Here is a 14983-nt window from a genome sequence, read left to right as displayed (position 1 = left end):
TTGCAGGATGTCGATTAAAAACGGTCAGAAACCGCGTATTGCTGGACGAGTTCCTGTCGGTCTATTTTGCCATGCAATGTCAGGGGGAAGTGTTGGCAAAAGACCAGTTGTTTAGGGATCATGTATCCCGGTAGTTGCCCGGACAAGAAATGGCGTAAGGCTTGTCGTTGCAGCGCATTGTCGTCATGGAGTTGTATAAACAGTTGCAGTTCGGTCACTTTTCCCTGTTCTTCTACCGGTACCAGACAGCACTGGATCACATTGGCATTTCGGCACACGGCGGACTCTATTTCTGCCAGCTCAATGCGATTACCATGCAACTTAAACTGTCCGTCATCCCTGCCGCAAATAAACAGAGAATGGTTTTCGTCGACAAAACCGCGATCGCCGGTGGCGTAGTAGCGGCCAAACTTATCCTTACCAAAGGCCTGATTGCGCGGGTGATTTTCCGGCAGATAGCCCTGTGAAACCTGAGGGCCGTAAAGCCTGACTTCACCTACCGTAGTGACTGAAACGGGATGCCCGGCCGCATCGACGATGCGAATGCGGTTCAGCCCCTGCGGCCTGCCCAGCGGCAATAAACCTGCCTGATGTTGTAACGGTTTGGACAAAAGATGCGTATGCGTCACGCAGGTTGTCTCGGTCGGGCCATAAGCGTGCATCACTTCAAGCTCTGGAAAGCGCGTCTGTAACTGTGTGATCAGACCTGGTGCAACCCGTTCACCGCCTATATAAAAACGCTTCAGACCGGGGAACTTAACGTGGCTGAATAACGCGTCTTTAAGCATGAGTTCAGCAAAACTGGGTGTTGAAAACCAACTGGTGACGGCCACATCGGGCTCTCTTGTCATCAGTTTGATGTTTTGCCGGGGCAAAACATTATTGCAATGATCCAGCATCAGCACAGTCTGCCCGCGGCTGAGAACCGGAATGAGATCGAGGATCGCCATATCAAAAGAAAAACAGGCGTGATTAATATGGCAGCCCTTGTCCGTTCCGCCGGTGACTTGCGGTGCGAACCACGCGCTGAAAGCCGCAAAATTGTCATAACTGACCATAACGCCTTTAGGCTCACCGGTGCTGCCCGAGGTGGAAAGGATATAGAAAAGAGATTGCGTTAATGACGGTTCAGCGGGCAGCGTTGCAGGAGAAGTGTCTGCCAGTGAAGCACTCACACACTGCGGCCATTGCTCCAGCCCGGCGAGGGGTTGCGGCAGGGTGGTGATGATCACTTCCGTGCGCGTCATCCGGGCTATTTTTTCAATTCTGGACGGTGGATTTGCCTGATCCACAAAGGTGAAACAACAGCCTTTACTGATGCAGGCCAGAATACAAGCGACCGCATCGAGTTGTTTATGGCCGTAGATCAGCACATTTCGGCCCGCCAACGGGGTAAGAAAGTGGGCGATGGCGGCCGTCCGTGCGCCCAGTTCAGCAAAACTGTAGGTGCCTTGCTGATTAATCAGCGCGATGGCGTCATCACGGTTGCGGAGCCGGTCAAATAGCGGTCTGATTTGCGATAAAAACATATTTCTCCCCTTTATCCAGTGCCAGATCACGCGCCGCGCTGCGGTCGAGTTTTCCGTTATGATTCAAAATAGTATAAGGAATGGCATACCAGTAACGGGGGATCGACCACGGCGGGAAATGTGCCTGCATCGCGTGGCCCAGCGCTGAAAGCGCGCAGGAATCATTGAGGATCACGCAGGCCTGGATGGCCTCGGCATTGCCTTTGCGTAAAAAAGGCACTGCAACGACATCCGACACGAGATTCTGGCTACGCAGGAAATGCTCAATTTCATAGAGATCGATGCGGTGTCCCTGGATCTTGACTTCCCCGTCTTCGCGGCCAAGAAAATAGTAACAATCTCCCTTCGCCTGGCCGATATCGCCCGTCAGATAGGCATTTTGCCCTGCATGGCGGATAAACTGCGTTTGCTGCTTCAGCGGTGCATTGAGGTAGCCTGGCCCGACGCAGGTGCCGCTGATTAACAGCTCACCCCGGCCGCTGTCACTTTCCTGTCCGTGCAGGCTGAGCACTGCGCCCGGTCTGGCAGCGCCAATCGGCAAGGGTAGCGGGTCGCTGATCATTTCAGGTGTGACCAGCACCGAGGTCACCGCCACCGTGCATTCCGTCGGGCCATAGGTGTTTATGACTTCTGCATCGGGAAAGCGTGTCCATAGTTGTGTGACGATGTCTTTTGTCAGTGTTTCACCGCAAAAAATAAACCGCCTGAGCAGGGGAAGTTGTGCGGCACTGAACGTGGGGTCCAACAGATAAAGGCGGATAATCGAAGGCGTGGATACCCAGCAGACAACACCGGTTTCTGCATGATGTGCAATCATTTTGCGGGTGCTGATGAGTTCACGGTGATCGAGCACCGACAGCGGTTGCAGGAAAACCCATGCTAACCAGATTTCAAATAAGGAAACATCAAAGCAGTAGCGAACATTGCCGGTGACGGCACCGTCCAGTGGAAAATCTTCGCGGATCCAGTAAATGAAATTCACCATATTGTGCAGGGTGATTTGGATCCCTTTCGGTTCGCCGGTGGTGCCGGAGGAAAACATGATGTAAGCCAGTGGCTCGCCGGGTGCATCCTGCAAACGCTGGCGGCTTTCACTCAGCAGCGCATGCAATGTGGCATCCGTACAGACAGAACCGTTAATTTCTGCCGTGTCGAGTACCCTGACCGCGGTCACCTGAACCTGCGTCGTCGTCGTATTCAGCAGCAGACCTGCGCCGAGGGTGAGCGCAATTTTCTCCACGCGTTCAGGGCTGTTATCCGATTCGACGGGTACCACCGGGCAGCCGCAGAGCAGGCATGCCCACCAGGCGGCAGTAAAATCGAACGACTTATGCCCGTATACCAGCACTGGTTTTAAATGGCGGTCAGTGTCTGTCTGATGCTGGCGGATCTGCACGGCAAGATCCATTGCGCGCTGACTCAACGTTGCATAATCGCGACGGTGTGTATCATGGCACCAGGCAAGTTCCTGCCGGTGCCGGAAACGCATAAAAATCGCGATAACCTCTGCCCATTGTTCCATTCAGGCAGCCCGGTTCGCGAGTTGCAGTTGAATGAATCTCGATAAGCTGCCCACGGTTTCAAAATGCTCAAATTCCAGCGTGGCCGGATCCAGGATCAGCCCGTCGACTTTCTCTTCCAGATACATAATCAGTTCAATATACAGCCCGCTTTCAAACCCTAAATCGCGTTCCAGATGTGTTTCTGCATGAAGTTCTGAGAGATGAGAACTTTCCAGCACTAAGCCGATGGCCTCAATGATTGTTGAAGTAAACATAATGATTTCCTTATGATTTTACGGATTTATGTTGAACATCATGGGCGCGCTGTAACAAGAGTTCAGGCAGCCGGTTACGATCAATCTTTCCGTTATTATTTTTGGGCAACGCCTCACTGAAATAATAGCGGTGAGGGCGCTTGTAGCTTTCGAGATGGGTCTGGCAGAAGGCTTTGAGCAGGGCAATATCGGGTGTTGTAACACATTCAATACATGCGACGATCTCATCACCGTAAATTACATGAGGGACGCCAATCACCGCCACCTGTCCAACCCCGGGGATGCGTTTGAGCACGCTTTCGACTTCCCGCGGCGCCACTTTTTCGCCGTTGGTTTTCAGAATGTCATCTTTGCGCGCGACAAAATAAAGCAGGCCATGTTCATCCAGCCGGCAGATGTCTCCGGTATACAACACGGATTCGCCGGGCAGCGGGCCTGGACGTAATTTCTTTTGCGTCTGTTCTTCATTGCACCAGTAACCGCGCATTACCGTCGCGCCACGAATAACCAACTCGCCAGTGGCATTGCTGCGATGCGGGACACCGTTGTCATCCACCACCCAAAGTTCGGTATTCGGGATGGCGTAACCGACGCTCTCTTTATGTGTCGATAACATCGCTGGCGGAAGCCAGGTGCAGCGATGGCATTCCGTCAGCCCGTACATCGAGAAAATTTCTGCCTGATGGAACAGGGCAATCAGCGTATCAATATCATTGGAATGCAACGCGGCAGCCGTATTAGTGATTTTACGCACGGATGAAAAATCATAACGTTTTGCCAGAGGGGCAATGAGGGCAAGCATGGTGGGGACAATCGGCAAAACCGATGCCCGCTGTTTCACCAGTTGTTTGAGGGCAAACAGCGGACGGCTAAAATCTTTTTCGATAATCAGTGTCGCACCCACTCTGGTAGCCATGATTGCCTGATAAAGCCCGTAGTCAAAACTCATCGGGATCGTGCAGAAAATCCGATCGTTTGCCCTCAGATCCAGATAGGTGCTGACGGATGTCGCCGCGCTTAACATATTGCGTTGGGTCAGCATGACGCCTTTGGGGTCTCCGGTGGAACCGGATGTGTAAATCAGGCAGGCCAGATCGATATCCAGCGCGTCTTTCGGCACAAGCGGTGTGACGTCTGCCTGCGCCGCGATCTGCTGTAATGAAAGTAACGCCGGACGGATCAGACTTCCCGTGCCCGGCTTGTCAAACAGCACCGGATACAGGGCGCGCTCTGTGGAAGCCGTGACCAGCGCATCCGCCTGCTCTGCACTGCTGATCAGCAAAGTGGCCTCCGCGTTGTTGCATATCCAGCCCACGCGCGCGAGGGGTGTGTCAGGGTTAAGAGGGACAAAAATGGCTTGCAGGTACTGAACCGCCCAGAAGCACACCACAAAGTCGATACTGTTCGGCAGCCAGACCACCACCCGTTCGCCCCGTTTAATGTGATGCTGTTGCAAATAGGTGGCCGTTTTCATGACCCGCTGGAACAGTGCTGACCAACTTATCTCTTCTTCACCGGCAATCAGGGCTGTTTTCTCTGGAAAAGCCTGTGCAGTACGGACCAGCCACTGCGTTAAATGAGTTGTGCTCATGGAATATCCTCATTGTTTGATTCGAGAACCATTGCACCAAAGGTGCCCACCACGCCTGAGGCCAAAGCCAGAATGCACTGCGCTCTTACGGAATTATCCCCACAGGCGAGCAGGCTTTTGATATTGAGAAATGCATCGCTGCAAAAACAGTGACCCAGCGTGTAGAGGTTATGGCGAAAAACGATGTCTCTGCTAAAACCGCTACGATCGGCTAAGCGATCAAAGGTCACCGGGCTGATGTGGTAAGGGAGCACTGCGCTGAGTTCTTCAGGTTTACGCCCGGCGGCATCCAGTGCTTTTTGAATGGTTTCGCTCATTACCGGCAAAAATGCATGGTCATAAGCATTTTCACTTTCACGATCCGTTTCCCGCATCCGCGTTCCATAAACCCCGAGTTGTTGTATGTGCAAAGCATGCAGATGAAGTGAATGAGGATGTGGGGTCATGCCAACCAGCGTGGCGCAAAAAGCTTCGCCAAAATAGCCATTCTGGTCGACATATTGCACCGTGCGGTGAAAACATTTTTCACCGGTGATCAGCACCCCGCAGACAGAAGCATTGTTCTGCTGTGCGGCGTGTATTTTCGCCTGCAAATACTTTAAACCCACCAAACCCGAAGCGCAGGAAGCTTGTGTCGCAGAAAAAAATTCGATTTGCTGATCGCCAAAAAACGTCTCAAAGACCATGGACTGGCCGTCCATCCTGTCGAACGGGCTCGCGGCGTGCAGAGAATGCGCCCAGCTGATGTAGCGGATTTGGCGAAATAAATTGGGGTCGCTCTCAGCGCGTAATTTTTTCAGAAGATTGAAGATCAGATCCGGTAATGCTTGATGCGCAAACAGGCTGGCAGACTGCATTTTATGAAAGCGGCTAAAAATTTTATGATTGCGTTCTCCCCAACTATATTTTTTTTCCAGCAAGGAAATCGGGGTAAGAATAGGGGCTATCAGGCTTGTGATAGAATGGATATACACGTTCAGTTCTCCATAACAAAGCTGGCGAACATGATATTCTTCCCTTCCGGCATCATTAATAAGAACCGAGTATTTTCCTGAACCAGTTTTTTTAATAATACCCAGGGCGCTGAAGACAATAAAGCGTCCTCCCAGCTTTCTATCCTGATATTTGAGAAGTTTTCGTCCTGTCGCAGTACCTGCGAAAACGATTTGGTGGTCAGAATGGTCAATGGTAATTTGCTTTCAGCGATGCTGAACATATCCAACGTAGAAAGCAGGGAATAAATGCATGCCGTTGAAACAGGCAGTGGGGTCTTCTGATAATGTTTAAAAGTAATATTTCCTGCGGCCTTGTGGGTATCGTTGGTCGCGATGCTTTGTAAAAGGAGCAAACAGCAACTGGCAGAAGGGCGGAAGCTCGCGAGATAAGGGCTGTCATATAGGATGGCATCCTGATCTGCCATCATCAGCAAGGCTTTCCGAGTGTGTTTGTCCCCGCCGAGATCTTCCAGATAATCTTCAATGATTTGCAACGCAACAAATCCACTGCTTAAGCCATGATCACTGATAGCAATACCAAAAGCGTTATGGGAGCCGGTTTCATAAATTATGGCATTCGTCACCGACGCACCAATTTCAGCATCGGGCGTCCAGTGGGTCAGCACAACCAAATCCAGATCATTGACCAGTGCTTGCTTTTCTAACTGAGTCACTAATTTTTTTAGCATCGTAGTGAATGTCAGGTTCTGAGAGTTAACCCACCTGGATACTGGCTGAAGCTGAGCTTCATTTGTCCGGGAATGTGACTGAAAAAAAGCGTTAACAAAGCTTTTAACTTGATCCAGTTGTCCACTGTCAGCGACAGTAGAAGGGTTGAATTCATTCTTAAACTCATGCCAAAGAATATTTGATGATGTAAACACCAGAGACATAGAGACTCCCTAGACATTCATTACAGGTAATAGTTGAAAAACCTGAGGGGCTAATAATGTTTCAATGCTATCTGCGGTTCGTATTAGAAAAGCTTGATCTTTATCCACCAGAATTTCCGCAGGATGACCAAAACTTAAAAAGTTTACCGGTGATGCGCTTGCCCCGTAAGCACCTGAATGTCCAATGCCGATAAGGTCACCCGGATGCAGTTCAGCAAGCATAATGTTTTCACCTAATAGATCGGTGGGAGTACAAAGTGGGCCAGTGACCTGATAGCGATGCTGCTGGGCGGAATAAGTTTCACCAAGACGAGCCATTGGAAAATTACGACGGATCAATGAATTAATCCCCGCTGCACTGCCGTGGCAGTTAGCCCCACCATCACATACCGCGAACCATTCATCCCTGGAGGGTTTGAGGTAATTAACTCGGGTGACAAAAATTCCTGCACGGGCAATTAGATATCTGCCCAGCTCGACAATGATTTTACAGAGTGGAAATTTGTCATGATAATTACGGATAATAGATGCTAACGTTTCACCTAGCGAAACAATATCCAGAGATTTTTCTTTATCAAAATACCTGACTCCAAAACCTCCTCCCACGTCGACAAAGTCGAAATTTACTTTGTAAGTTTCTTGCAGAGATTCAGCTAGCGTCAGAATATTCAAAGTGTTTTTAGCCAGAGCTTGCCAGTTAAGTATCCGCGTACCGAGATAAATATGTATCCCTGCAAGTCGTAAATTATTTTGTTGCTCGACACACGCAAATGCCTGCGGTAAAAGCTGTTCGTCTATGCCGAATTGTCGTGGTTTTCCGCTCATCACCAGTTTGGCCTTTTCGCCCTTAAAGTCCGGATTGATGCGTAACGCTATAGTTTGTACTACGTTCATGCTTGCAGCAATATCATTCAGGATTTTTATTTCTTCAATGGATTCAATAACGACAGCTTTAATACCCACACGGCAGCATTGTGTCAATTCAGCAATGTATTTTCCGGGTCCAACAAAAATAATGTCTTTCGGTTCAACTCCTTGACTTAACGCTGTTTCCAACTCTGCCAGGGAACACACTTCACAGCCCGTACCTGCCTGGTTTAACAGGCGTACTAAGGTTTTGTTGGGATTGGCTTTGAGTGAATAAAAGTATTCAATTTCATCAGGCAGTGATTTCTTTAATGTTGAATAGTCGGCCTTTATCTGCGATGCGCTGTAGGCATAAAACGGCGTTGGAACCCTATCAGCTAGACTCTGATAAGGAATGCCCTCTATTTTTTCTGCGCTGATGAACTGGCTATCAGGAGGAAAAACTGACATGGCTGAACCCCCGGTTTAACATTGACTCAATTTTGTTAATATCCCTGAAGTTTTCAAAAAGATCACCGTCGAGGATGTCGAAAAAATTATTGCAATGTTTAGCTCTAGTTTCCATCCATTCGCCAATTTCTGATATTAGACTAACTAAATGTATAGAGTCTAACAATCCTTCAGGCCCATAAATTTCGGCTCCTTGTGCTATGGCTGCCAACTTGTGATTATCAACACCCACTTTCTCTAAAGATGAGAGTATAAACTCTTTTGTCGTCGATGAAATATCCATTTTTCTTCATCCTAAAAATCAATGTCGGTATCAGTATCATATCCATAGTGATAGGAAAGATTTGCTTGAAATTGCAGGGGCTGAAAAAGTTGATAATTATTCAATCTCATAAGTAATGAGTATTTTAATCAGCCATGGTGGCTAGTCATTTTTGGGTATGCACTTCGTAAAGAAATGAAAGTTTGTAATTGTATAAAATATTTAACTATATCAATTTATTTCTTATATCTTATAAAAATTAAAGAATTGAGTATTAAGTGTTCATCAATAAATAATTCTTTATTTTAGATGCGTATTATGATTTTTCTTTGCTGTCACACTCGACTTTGTTGAATAAACCGAACTTTTGGTCGTCATCAGGATCAGATCACCACATTCCTGCCCTTCTGGCGGTGTCACGTGGCAAAACAAAAGTTCAAAATCATCAACAGGAACGCTTTCAACAAGGCTCTCGTCAATCGTGGTTCACTGACATTCTGGATTGATGAGTCGGCCATTTAGGCCTGGTATGACGAACCCAAAACGTCTTCGCGTGGTCGTCCGCAATGCTATTCTGAGCAGGCTATTTCCACCTTACTGATGCTCAAACGCGTCTTTCACCTCACACTACGCGCCGCTCAGGGATTCATTGATTCCATTTTACCTTAATGAAGCTTCCGCTACGCTGCCCAGATTATTCCTGCGTCAGCAGGCGGGCTAAGTCCGTCTGTATCCCTTTCAAAAACACCACGCGCGGCGAGATTGACTATCTCGTTATCGATTCCACCGGCTTAAAAGTCTTCGGCGAAGGCGAATGGAAAGTGAAAAAGCACGGTCAGGAAAACTGCCTCGTCTGGCGGAAACTGCACCTGGCGTTCGCCGCCGTTACTCAAAAAGTTATCTGCGCTGACCTGCCCCTGAACAACGTGAAAGTTGCGGAGGCATTCCCGGGACTTATCCGGCAGACCCATCGGAAAATTAAGATAGCTTCCGCCGATGGCGCTTATGACACAAAACTATGCGATGACGAACTGCAGCGTAAGAAAATCAGGGCACTTATCCCGCTGCGAACCCGTGCGTGTTACTGGCCGGAGGAGTATGCCTTCAGAAATCAGGCGGTGGCGAGGCAAAGACTGATGGGAAGCAACGCCTTTTGGAAATAGAACACGGCTTACAACCGACGGTCAGTGACGGAAATGGCGATGTACCGGGTTAAATAACTGCTCGTTGGTCACCTGACTCTGCGTGACTACGATGCGCAGGTCGGTGAGGCAATGGCCATGATCCGTGTATTGAACAAAATGATACGTAAAGGCATGCCAAAAAGTGTGCGTGTTGCCTGATATCTCGTCAATTCGGGAAAGCTTTTGTCTCAATCCGATTTATTCAATAAAGTCGGATATATGTTCAAAATCTCCATAGTCCTTACGCAGAAGAGAACGGGAATGGCAGATGTTGATTATTTTGAAAAAATACTCTTCCGACCAGTGAAGCAGCTCGTCAATAGCAGTGCGATCGTTCTGGTCCGAGTCAAATCCAAATGAAACGGTTTTGATCGTTTCTCCAAGGTTCTCCATGTCATCGTTCATATATGTCAAAAGAGCATCTGTATCTGACTAAATTTTCTCAACGTCAGTTTTTTACCTTATTTTTAAATAGTAGGAAACAAGTGTCGTGATAAGCAGATCGCCCGCCTTGTTGACTAATGCAACAATCTCGAAAGCCATTTGAAAATCTTTATGATTATATTTGTCTTAGAAGTTTGCTGATTTGAAGTAACAGTCTTACTCGGAATGTTTTGAGCTGGTGATACCCGCTGTGAAGCTGATGTTCTCTTCGGTGCCACATAATGCGTTGATGGTTTATTCGGCAGCATCAGTGTAGGGGGAGCAGCAAATTTTCATTAGGATAATAGCTTCAGTTAAGCAGTATCGGTTGTAGGACTGGAGAGTAAAGGGCGGAAAATAGGGTCTACGCCTGTAGAAAAAGATTGAACATTTAATTCAAAATTTGGAGATTGCTCTGTGCGTTATTCCTTGGTAGTAATGTCAGAGCAGCTTGCCCAACAGTTTAATAAAGAAAAAAAGATCACTCATGCTGTCAATACCTTTAATTAAGTCAGCAATAGATATATTGGTTCGGAAATGGGATTTCATTTTTGCCTTATCCTCCACGTTATTCCTGTAAAGCCCCAAAAAATGCCGCGTTTCAACTAATGCATGCCTGTATAAAAAAACGCTTATTTTTCTGTTTCGCTCAAGCTTTGCCAGTCGGGTAATCTCCGTAATCACCTCAATATAACTTTGCGCCCTGACATCAAAGAAATCGGTCCGATGTGTAATGGAATCTGCATTCACCTTATAGGTGTAATCCTTGCAATCCGACAGATAAAAACGCCCGTTGCTGGTTGCGAGATGAATCGTCCAGAGAATATCTTTGTGGCTTCTGCCGGACTGAAAGGAGAGGGAGTGCTGCCGGATATAGGACGACCTGATAATTTGCAGCCACAGGTAGTGCGGCCATTCGCGGTGAGTCACGCAGTGGCGTATCCACTCTTGCCCGGATAAGAATTGTGCGTAGGGTTGGCTGGTGTGTACGGCAGACTTGGAAAACTCGGAATCTGAGCGCCAGGCATTGAAGATCACCACATCGGCCTGAGTTTTTATCGCGGTTTGCCAGCGTGTAAAGATGAATCCCTCTTCAACGTCATCATCTGCATCGAGAAATATCATCCACTCACCACGGTGTATATCCAGTGCGGCATTGCGTGCTGCATAGACGCCCTGATTTTCCTGCTCAATGAGGATGAGCCGGTTGTCGCAGATATCCCGGATAAGATTGCCGGTACTATCAGTGGAACCGTCGTTGACGATAATGAGTTCAATATCAACACGGGTTTCGCTGAGGATCTTGCTGATGAGGTGACTGATGGTCTCTGCCGCGTTATAGACAGGAATGATGACGCTGACATCGATCACCGCCTGCTGGTCTTGCTGAATGAGCGCCATTTAATCCTTGTGCCTTTTGACCGGGATTTCTCTTCTTTCCCGAATTTCCAATTGAATGTCATATAAGCATTCCTCACAGATCTCTTTATCCAGCGCGAATAATCGTTCGATAAGGTTTATTTTTTTATTACATCGGGTACATCTTTTCATTTTTTTCTCTTAACGACGGCATCGCTATGGCTTTTGATATGGTGTTGGCTTACAGGCTTCACGCCTCTCTAATCTCGCAGTAACGGCGTCACGATACCCGGCCGCATAATCTGCCGTAATTTAATGATCTTTACCGCTACCGAAGAAAACTAAGAATAGTCAGGGATGACAGAGAAAAGATAATCGTTTTGATAGATCAATATTCCAATATTGATCGTTACCGCCGATCGATGGCGATGGACAGGTATCGTTGACTGAAGAATAATTTGATTTAGCTCCTTCCTTTTGAATGCGTTATGCCTAAGTTATCGCGCAAACTTTAGCGACAAGGTCAGCGTATTCCTGTTCTTACTTCAGTGGAGTACAAGTTGTTATGGCAACGGGTGCAGGTCTTCAGCCCGTCGTATTCGTAATTGCACATGACACAAAGGAAGCGTTGTGGTCTTGGGTTTCCCAGGTCATAACCCTCATGTTGCCCCCCATTGACTGCTGTCCATACGGATGAGAGTGATGCATTTATCGAGGGCGGTGGCAGGGATGAAAGCCTGTAAGCACAGACTTCCAGTTGATTGACATCACTGAGTTCAAGGTCGTGTTCGAAAAAACGGCCCTCGGCGTGAGTGATACGAAATTGCAGGGGATTTAAGCAATGCTGGCAGTAACAGGGCTGCCGCGCCTGAAGTGGATACAGGTCCGCTCTTAAGAGATTGCCGTTTTCGGTCATGCCACGCTTAATTTTTTTAAATTGCATATTTGCACCTATCTACGCCAGCCTGATGCCGTTGTTTGACTTGTTTGAGAAACCAGAGGAATGACGAATGCGCGAGGGGGAGAAACAGCGCCTCGCCCTGACTAATAGGCATGATTACGGTGCGCCCGGCGTATAAGGCGGGGCGTGATACCACCGGTTGTAAAATGCAAAAAACACATAGTCGTCAATCAGGTTGCACAGCTTCGGCGTTTGCATCAGGTACGTGTTAAGCAGCAATAACCGATGCTGCTTCTGCTCAGGGAGGTGGGACGATGCCGCATGCAGATCAAAACCCCCTGAGCAATTGGCAAGCAAGTCATAAAAGTAGGCGAGAGCAAACATTTCCAGATGCCAGGGCTCATCGTGAAAGAGCGTTGCTAGTCCCTGCAGGTCGTCGGCAATGTCCAACCATCTGAGCCTTCGGCATTCCGCCATAAGCAATGAGAAGTAAACGCACCGGCTTTGTCTCGCATGTTCAATGAACTGAAGAGGCAATTGAGGATGGACGGCGTCGCCGTGCAGACTGAGGCTGCCAGAACGTTTCTCCTTTTTGTGAAGAACCTGCTGAGCAATAAAGGTCGGCGCAACCACCAAGCCGGTGTCATGGTCCTGCGAGAGTTCGCCACCGTGGTATACCGCAAGCCTCAGGTAGGGATTCAGTGCCAGCAAAGGCTGCTCAGTGCTGGCATCAATCACTGCGTAGTTATCTAGCGCAGCCTGATAGAACGTCTTCAAAGATATTACTGCTTGAGAAATAGACATCGTGATGACCCTTTATTATTTTGGCGAGTGGCTGTGTCGAGGACAGAGCAGTAGTCTGCTCAGGCCTGAATCAAGGCTTCTCAACGCTGTAGATGCCCGTCTGGCAATGCGTGCAGTATTTCTCCCCGTGGTAGTCACTTCGACAGCGCGTACAGTACCGGTCGGCCTTACTGACCAGCGGTCTGGCATCCGGTACGAACTGGCGTAACGTGGTCACCCGCAGAACCTCCTCTGCGTCGGGTGAAATGTAGGGACAGCTGTGGAGCTTGCGCACAGGGCTGGCCGCTGCAGATATGTGGACGTGCTCAAACCAGGGGGATTTTCTGTTTTCAGCGACGTGAAGCTTCAGAAGGTTGCTGCACAGATGACAGAAATACTGGCCGTCAGGTGCGAGACTGGCTTTTGATACCGATGTGAAGCGTCCGTTGGTGTTGAAGGCGATAAATGATTTTGCGTACATGTTTCTACTCCGGTGTGCCAAATTGCAGACGTGCGAAGACCGTCCCTACACGGGCAGGTATTAAGGCTGCGCGAATTGGCGAGGTTAAATTAGGTCAGAGGGTTAGGGAGATTTTCGATATTACGGACGAGATTGCTGAATACGGTTTTGTACCCAGCTTTCTACTTCACTTTGTAGCCAACGGGAGCTGCGACCGAATTTAATCGGTTTGGGGAATACACCATCTTTGATGAGTTTGTAAAACCACTTATCGGTAAGACCAGTAAATTCTGTAATAAAAACCATATCAACCATTCGGTCATTGAGTAATTCAGACATGAGTATTCTCTCTTAGATAGGATGGAATGAGGACTACGGCGCGAATTGATGTAATTTCATTTTTCCGTGCTGCTTCTCATCCCATTTATCTGATCGGTATTAAAATACTCATTGGTTGTTTGTAAAAAACATGTCTGAAATTTATGGTCTAGGACAGTTAGCCCTTACGAGGTCTTCCGCGACCGCTGGGTTGCGTAATGGTATTCATGCCATAGTACAAGCCCATTTCTTTTTGCTCTGTTTTTGCAAAATAGCTTAAAGCTAAAAGAAGATTATTTCGTTGATTAATATCCCCATGCCTGAGCATTTGTAAACCATCGACATGGAAATATGATGCGTTACGCTTGACTAGATAACAGCGTCCTTCTCCACTAGTTTGTTCTTCCCATAGTTTCATAACATCCATTGCAATAGGGTAGGGTTTTTGGTGTTCTTGACCATTGGCATATAAGATAGCGTGAAAGTGGTAACCTGAGCCTCTGGTGTATTCCATCACCCAAAAATAACCAATGGCGACAGTTCTCAAGAGTACCATTGTCATGAATATCTGGATGTCTTCCAAAGCAATATCGATACGATGATTATGAAAGGAATGACTTGTCTTTTTATAAGAGAAGTCAATTCTCATCGGAAGTATTTTAGAGTGTGCTAGTTGGATCGCTGATAGGTGTGATTCTATCTCATTGTAAATTTCTGGTATTAATGGTTTTGCTTTGTAGGTGCTCATTTAATATCTCCTGGTTGAGTTCAAAAGATATTCTTATTACGTGTATTTTTACTTCTTATCTAACAATGTTAAAAAACCTAAATTCAAATTGAGTGTTGGGTAGGGCAATACTACCGCTTTGCATTGCCCAAAAGCCTTGACCGCAGACCTGAGTGACTTGCAGCATGATGCCGATGCCGATGCCGATGCCGATGCCGATGCCGATGCCGATGCCGATGCCGATGCCGATGCCGATGCCGATGCCGATGCCGATGCCGATGCCGATGCCGATGCCGATGCCGATGCCGATGCCGATGCCGATGCCGATGCCGATGCCGATGCCGATGCCGATGCCGATGCCGATGCCGATGCCGATTTTAACATTTATAAGTATTTGAATTTATTTTGTTAAGTGCGATTTTAGGATTAATAAATACATTATCCAAAATACTAATAACTTACTA

General features: G+C 47.7%; 15 protein-coding genes and 1 pseudogene. 2 read left to right on the top strand and 14 right to left on the bottom strand.

Features of this window, described 5'->3' with window-relative positions; all coding sequences use genetic code 11:
* Window positions 1-14: 14 nt before the first annotated feature.
* From ACM5QY_RS21480 to ACM5QY_RS21445, 8 genes are read right to left on the bottom strand one after another with little or no spacing between them, the layout of a single operon-like run.
* Complete coding sequence (locus tag ACM5QY_RS21480; protein ID WP_416122597.1) at window positions 15-1529, bottom strand: AMP-binding protein; 1515 nt, start codon at window positions 1527-1529, stop codon at window positions 15-17.
* Complete coding sequence (locus tag ACM5QY_RS21475) at window positions 1498-3051, bottom strand: AMP-binding protein (RefSeq protein ID WP_416122596.1); 1554 nt, start codon at window positions 3049-3051, stop codon at window positions 1498-1500. The genes ACM5QY_RS21480 and ACM5QY_RS21475 overlap by 32 nt, the downstream gene beginning before the upstream one ends.
* Window positions 3052-3306: a phosphopantetheine-binding protein gene (locus ACM5QY_RS21470; protein ID WP_013577945.1), complete on the bottom strand. Its 255-nt coding sequence runs from the start codon at window positions 3304-3306 to the stop codon at window positions 3052-3054.
* 10 nt (window positions 3307-3316) lie between these two features.
* On the bottom strand, window positions 3317-4897 hold the full coding sequence (locus ACM5QY_RS21465) for a class I adenylate-forming enzyme family protein (protein WP_416122595.1): 1581 nt from the start codon (window positions 4895-4897) through the stop codon (window positions 3317-3319).
* Window positions 4894-5871: a beta-ketoacyl-[acyl-carrier-protein] synthase family protein gene (locus ACM5QY_RS21460; RefSeq protein ID WP_416122594.1), complete on the bottom strand. Its 978-nt coding sequence runs from the start codon at window positions 5869-5871 to the stop codon at window positions 4894-4896. The genes ACM5QY_RS21465 and ACM5QY_RS21460 overlap by 4 nt, the downstream gene beginning before the upstream one ends.
* A gap of 2 nt (window positions 5872-5873) precedes the next feature.
* Window positions 5874-6785, bottom strand: a complete 912-nt coding sequence (locus ACM5QY_RS21455) for a hypothetical protein (RefSeq protein ID WP_416122593.1) — start codon at window positions 6783-6785, stop codon at window positions 5874-5876.
* 9 nt (window positions 6786-6794) lie between these two features.
* Complete coding sequence (locus tag ACM5QY_RS21450) at window positions 6795-8102, bottom strand: type III PLP-dependent enzyme (protein ID WP_416122592.1); 1308 nt, start codon at window positions 8100-8102, stop codon at window positions 6795-6797.
* Window positions 8083-8385, bottom strand: coding sequence for a hypothetical protein (locus ACM5QY_RS21445; RefSeq protein ID WP_416122591.1), 303 nt, complete (start codon window positions 8383-8385; stop codon window positions 8083-8085). Before ACM5QY_RS21445 ends, ACM5QY_RS21450 begins: the two co-directional genes overlap by 20 nt.
* 399 nt (window positions 8386-8784) lie before the next feature.
* Here ACM5QY_RS21445 and ACM5QY_RS21440 point away from each other — a divergent pair.
* Window positions 8785-9707: pseudogene (locus tag ACM5QY_RS21440) on the top strand (IS5 family transposase).
* Window positions 9708-10412: 705 nt separating this feature from the next.
* Here the strand turns inward: ACM5QY_RS21440 and ACM5QY_RS21435 are convergent.
* The 6 genes from ACM5QY_RS21435 to ACM5QY_RS21410 form a co-directional block, all read right to left on the bottom strand.
* Window positions 10413-11372 (bottom strand): glycosyltransferase, encoded by a 960-nt coding sequence (locus tag ACM5QY_RS21435; RefSeq protein ID WP_416122590.1) that lies wholly within the window; start codon window positions 11370-11372, stop codon window positions 10413-10415.
* A 481-nt stretch (window positions 11373-11853) separates the two neighbouring features.
* Window positions 11854-12273 (bottom strand): putative zinc ribbon protein, encoded by a 420-nt coding sequence (locus ACM5QY_RS21430; protein WP_463366392.1) that lies wholly within the window; start codon window positions 12271-12273, stop codon window positions 11854-11856.
* Window positions 12274-12387: 114 nt separating this feature from the next.
* The gene (locus ACM5QY_RS21425) at window positions 12388-13035 is read right to left on the bottom strand and encodes a hypothetical protein (RefSeq protein ID WP_416122589.1); all 648 of its coding nucleotides are present in this window, start codon (window positions 13033-13035) and stop codon (window positions 12388-12390) included.
* Window positions 13036-13105: 70 nt separating this feature from the next.
* Window positions 13106-13495, bottom strand: a complete 390-nt coding sequence (locus tag ACM5QY_RS21420; protein ID WP_416122588.1) for a putative zinc ribbon protein — start codon at window positions 13493-13495, stop codon at window positions 13106-13108.
* Window positions 13496-13615: 120 nt separating this feature from the next.
* Window positions 13616-13813, bottom strand: a complete 198-nt coding sequence (locus tag ACM5QY_RS21415) for a helix-turn-helix transcriptional regulator (RefSeq protein WP_084984399.1) — start codon at window positions 13811-13813, stop codon at window positions 13616-13618.
* 157 nt (window positions 13814-13970) lie between these two features.
* Window positions 13971-14540, bottom strand: coding sequence for a YagK/YfjJ domain-containing protein (locus tag ACM5QY_RS21410; RefSeq protein ID WP_416122587.1), 570 nt, complete (start codon window positions 14538-14540; stop codon window positions 13971-13973).
* Window positions 14541-14676: 136 nt separating this feature from the next.
* On the opposite strand from ACM5QY_RS21410, the gene ACM5QY_RS21405 reads away from it, so the two are divergent.
* Window positions 14677-14931: a hypothetical protein gene (locus ACM5QY_RS21405; protein ID WP_416122586.1), complete on the top strand. Its 255-nt coding sequence runs from the start codon at window positions 14677-14679 to the stop codon at window positions 14929-14931.
* Window positions 14932-14983: the final 52 nt, after the last annotated feature.

It is taken from the genome of Rahnella sp. PCH160, from assembly GCF_047784855.1.
Lineage (GTDB): Bacteria > Pseudomonadota > Gammaproteobacteria > Enterobacterales > Enterobacteriaceae > Rahnella.
Note: the sequence above shows the minus strand (reverse complement) of the source record. Positions and strands in the feature narration are given on the sequence as shown.

What these genes read in the sequence shown, in the direction of transcription:
- ACM5QY_RS21480 (WP_416122597.1), bottom strand. Translation starts at nt 1,529, where the DNA reads ATGTTTTTATCGCAAATCAGACCGCTATTTGACCGGCTCCGCAACCGT.
- ACM5QY_RS21475 (WP_416122596.1), bottom strand. Translation starts at nt 3,051, where the DNA reads ATGGAACAATGGGCAGAGGTTATCGCGATTTTTATGCGTTTCCGGCAC.
- ACM5QY_RS21470 (WP_013577945.1), bottom strand. Translation starts at nt 3,306, where the DNA reads ATGTTTACTTCAACAATCATTGAGGCCATCGGCTTAGTGCTGGAAAGT.
- ACM5QY_RS21465 (WP_416122595.1), bottom strand. Translation starts at nt 4,897, where the DNA reads ATGAGCACAACTCATTTAACGCAGTGGCTGGTCCGTACTGCACAGGCT.
- ACM5QY_RS21455 (WP_416122593.1), bottom strand. Translation starts at nt 6,785, where the DNA reads ATGTCTCTGGTGTTTACATCATCAAATATTCTTTGGCATGAGTTTAAG.
- ACM5QY_RS21450 (WP_416122592.1), bottom strand. Translation starts at nt 8,102, where the DNA reads ATGTCAGTTTTTCCTCCTGATAGCCAGTTCATCAGCGCAGAAAAAATA.
- ACM5QY_RS21445 (WP_416122591.1), bottom strand. Translation starts at nt 8,385, where the DNA reads ATGGATATTTCATCGACGACAAAAGAGTTTATACTCTCATCTTTAGAG.
- ACM5QY_RS21435 (WP_416122590.1), bottom strand. Translation starts at nt 11,372, where the DNA reads ATGGCGCTCATTCAGCAAGACCAGCAGGCGGTGATCGATGTCAGCGTC.
- ACM5QY_RS21430 (WP_463366392.1), bottom strand. Translation starts at nt 12,273, where the DNA reads ATGCAATTTAAAAAAATTAAGCGTGGCATGACCGAAAACGGCAATCTC.
- ACM5QY_RS21425 (WP_416122589.1), bottom strand. Translation starts at nt 13,035, where the DNA reads ATGTCTATTTCTCAAGCAGTAATATCTTTGAAGACGTTCTATCAGGCT.
- ACM5QY_RS21420 (WP_416122588.1), bottom strand. Translation starts at nt 13,495, where the DNA reads ATGTACGCAAAATCATTTATCGCCTTCAACACCAACGGACGCTTCACA.
- ACM5QY_RS21415 (WP_084984399.1), bottom strand. Translation starts at nt 13,813, where the DNA reads ATGTCTGAATTACTCAATGACCGAATGGTTGATATGGTTTTTATTACA.
- ACM5QY_RS21410 (WP_416122587.1), bottom strand. Translation starts at nt 14,540, where the DNA reads ATGAGCACCTACAAAGCAAAACCATTAATACCAGAAATTTACAATGAG.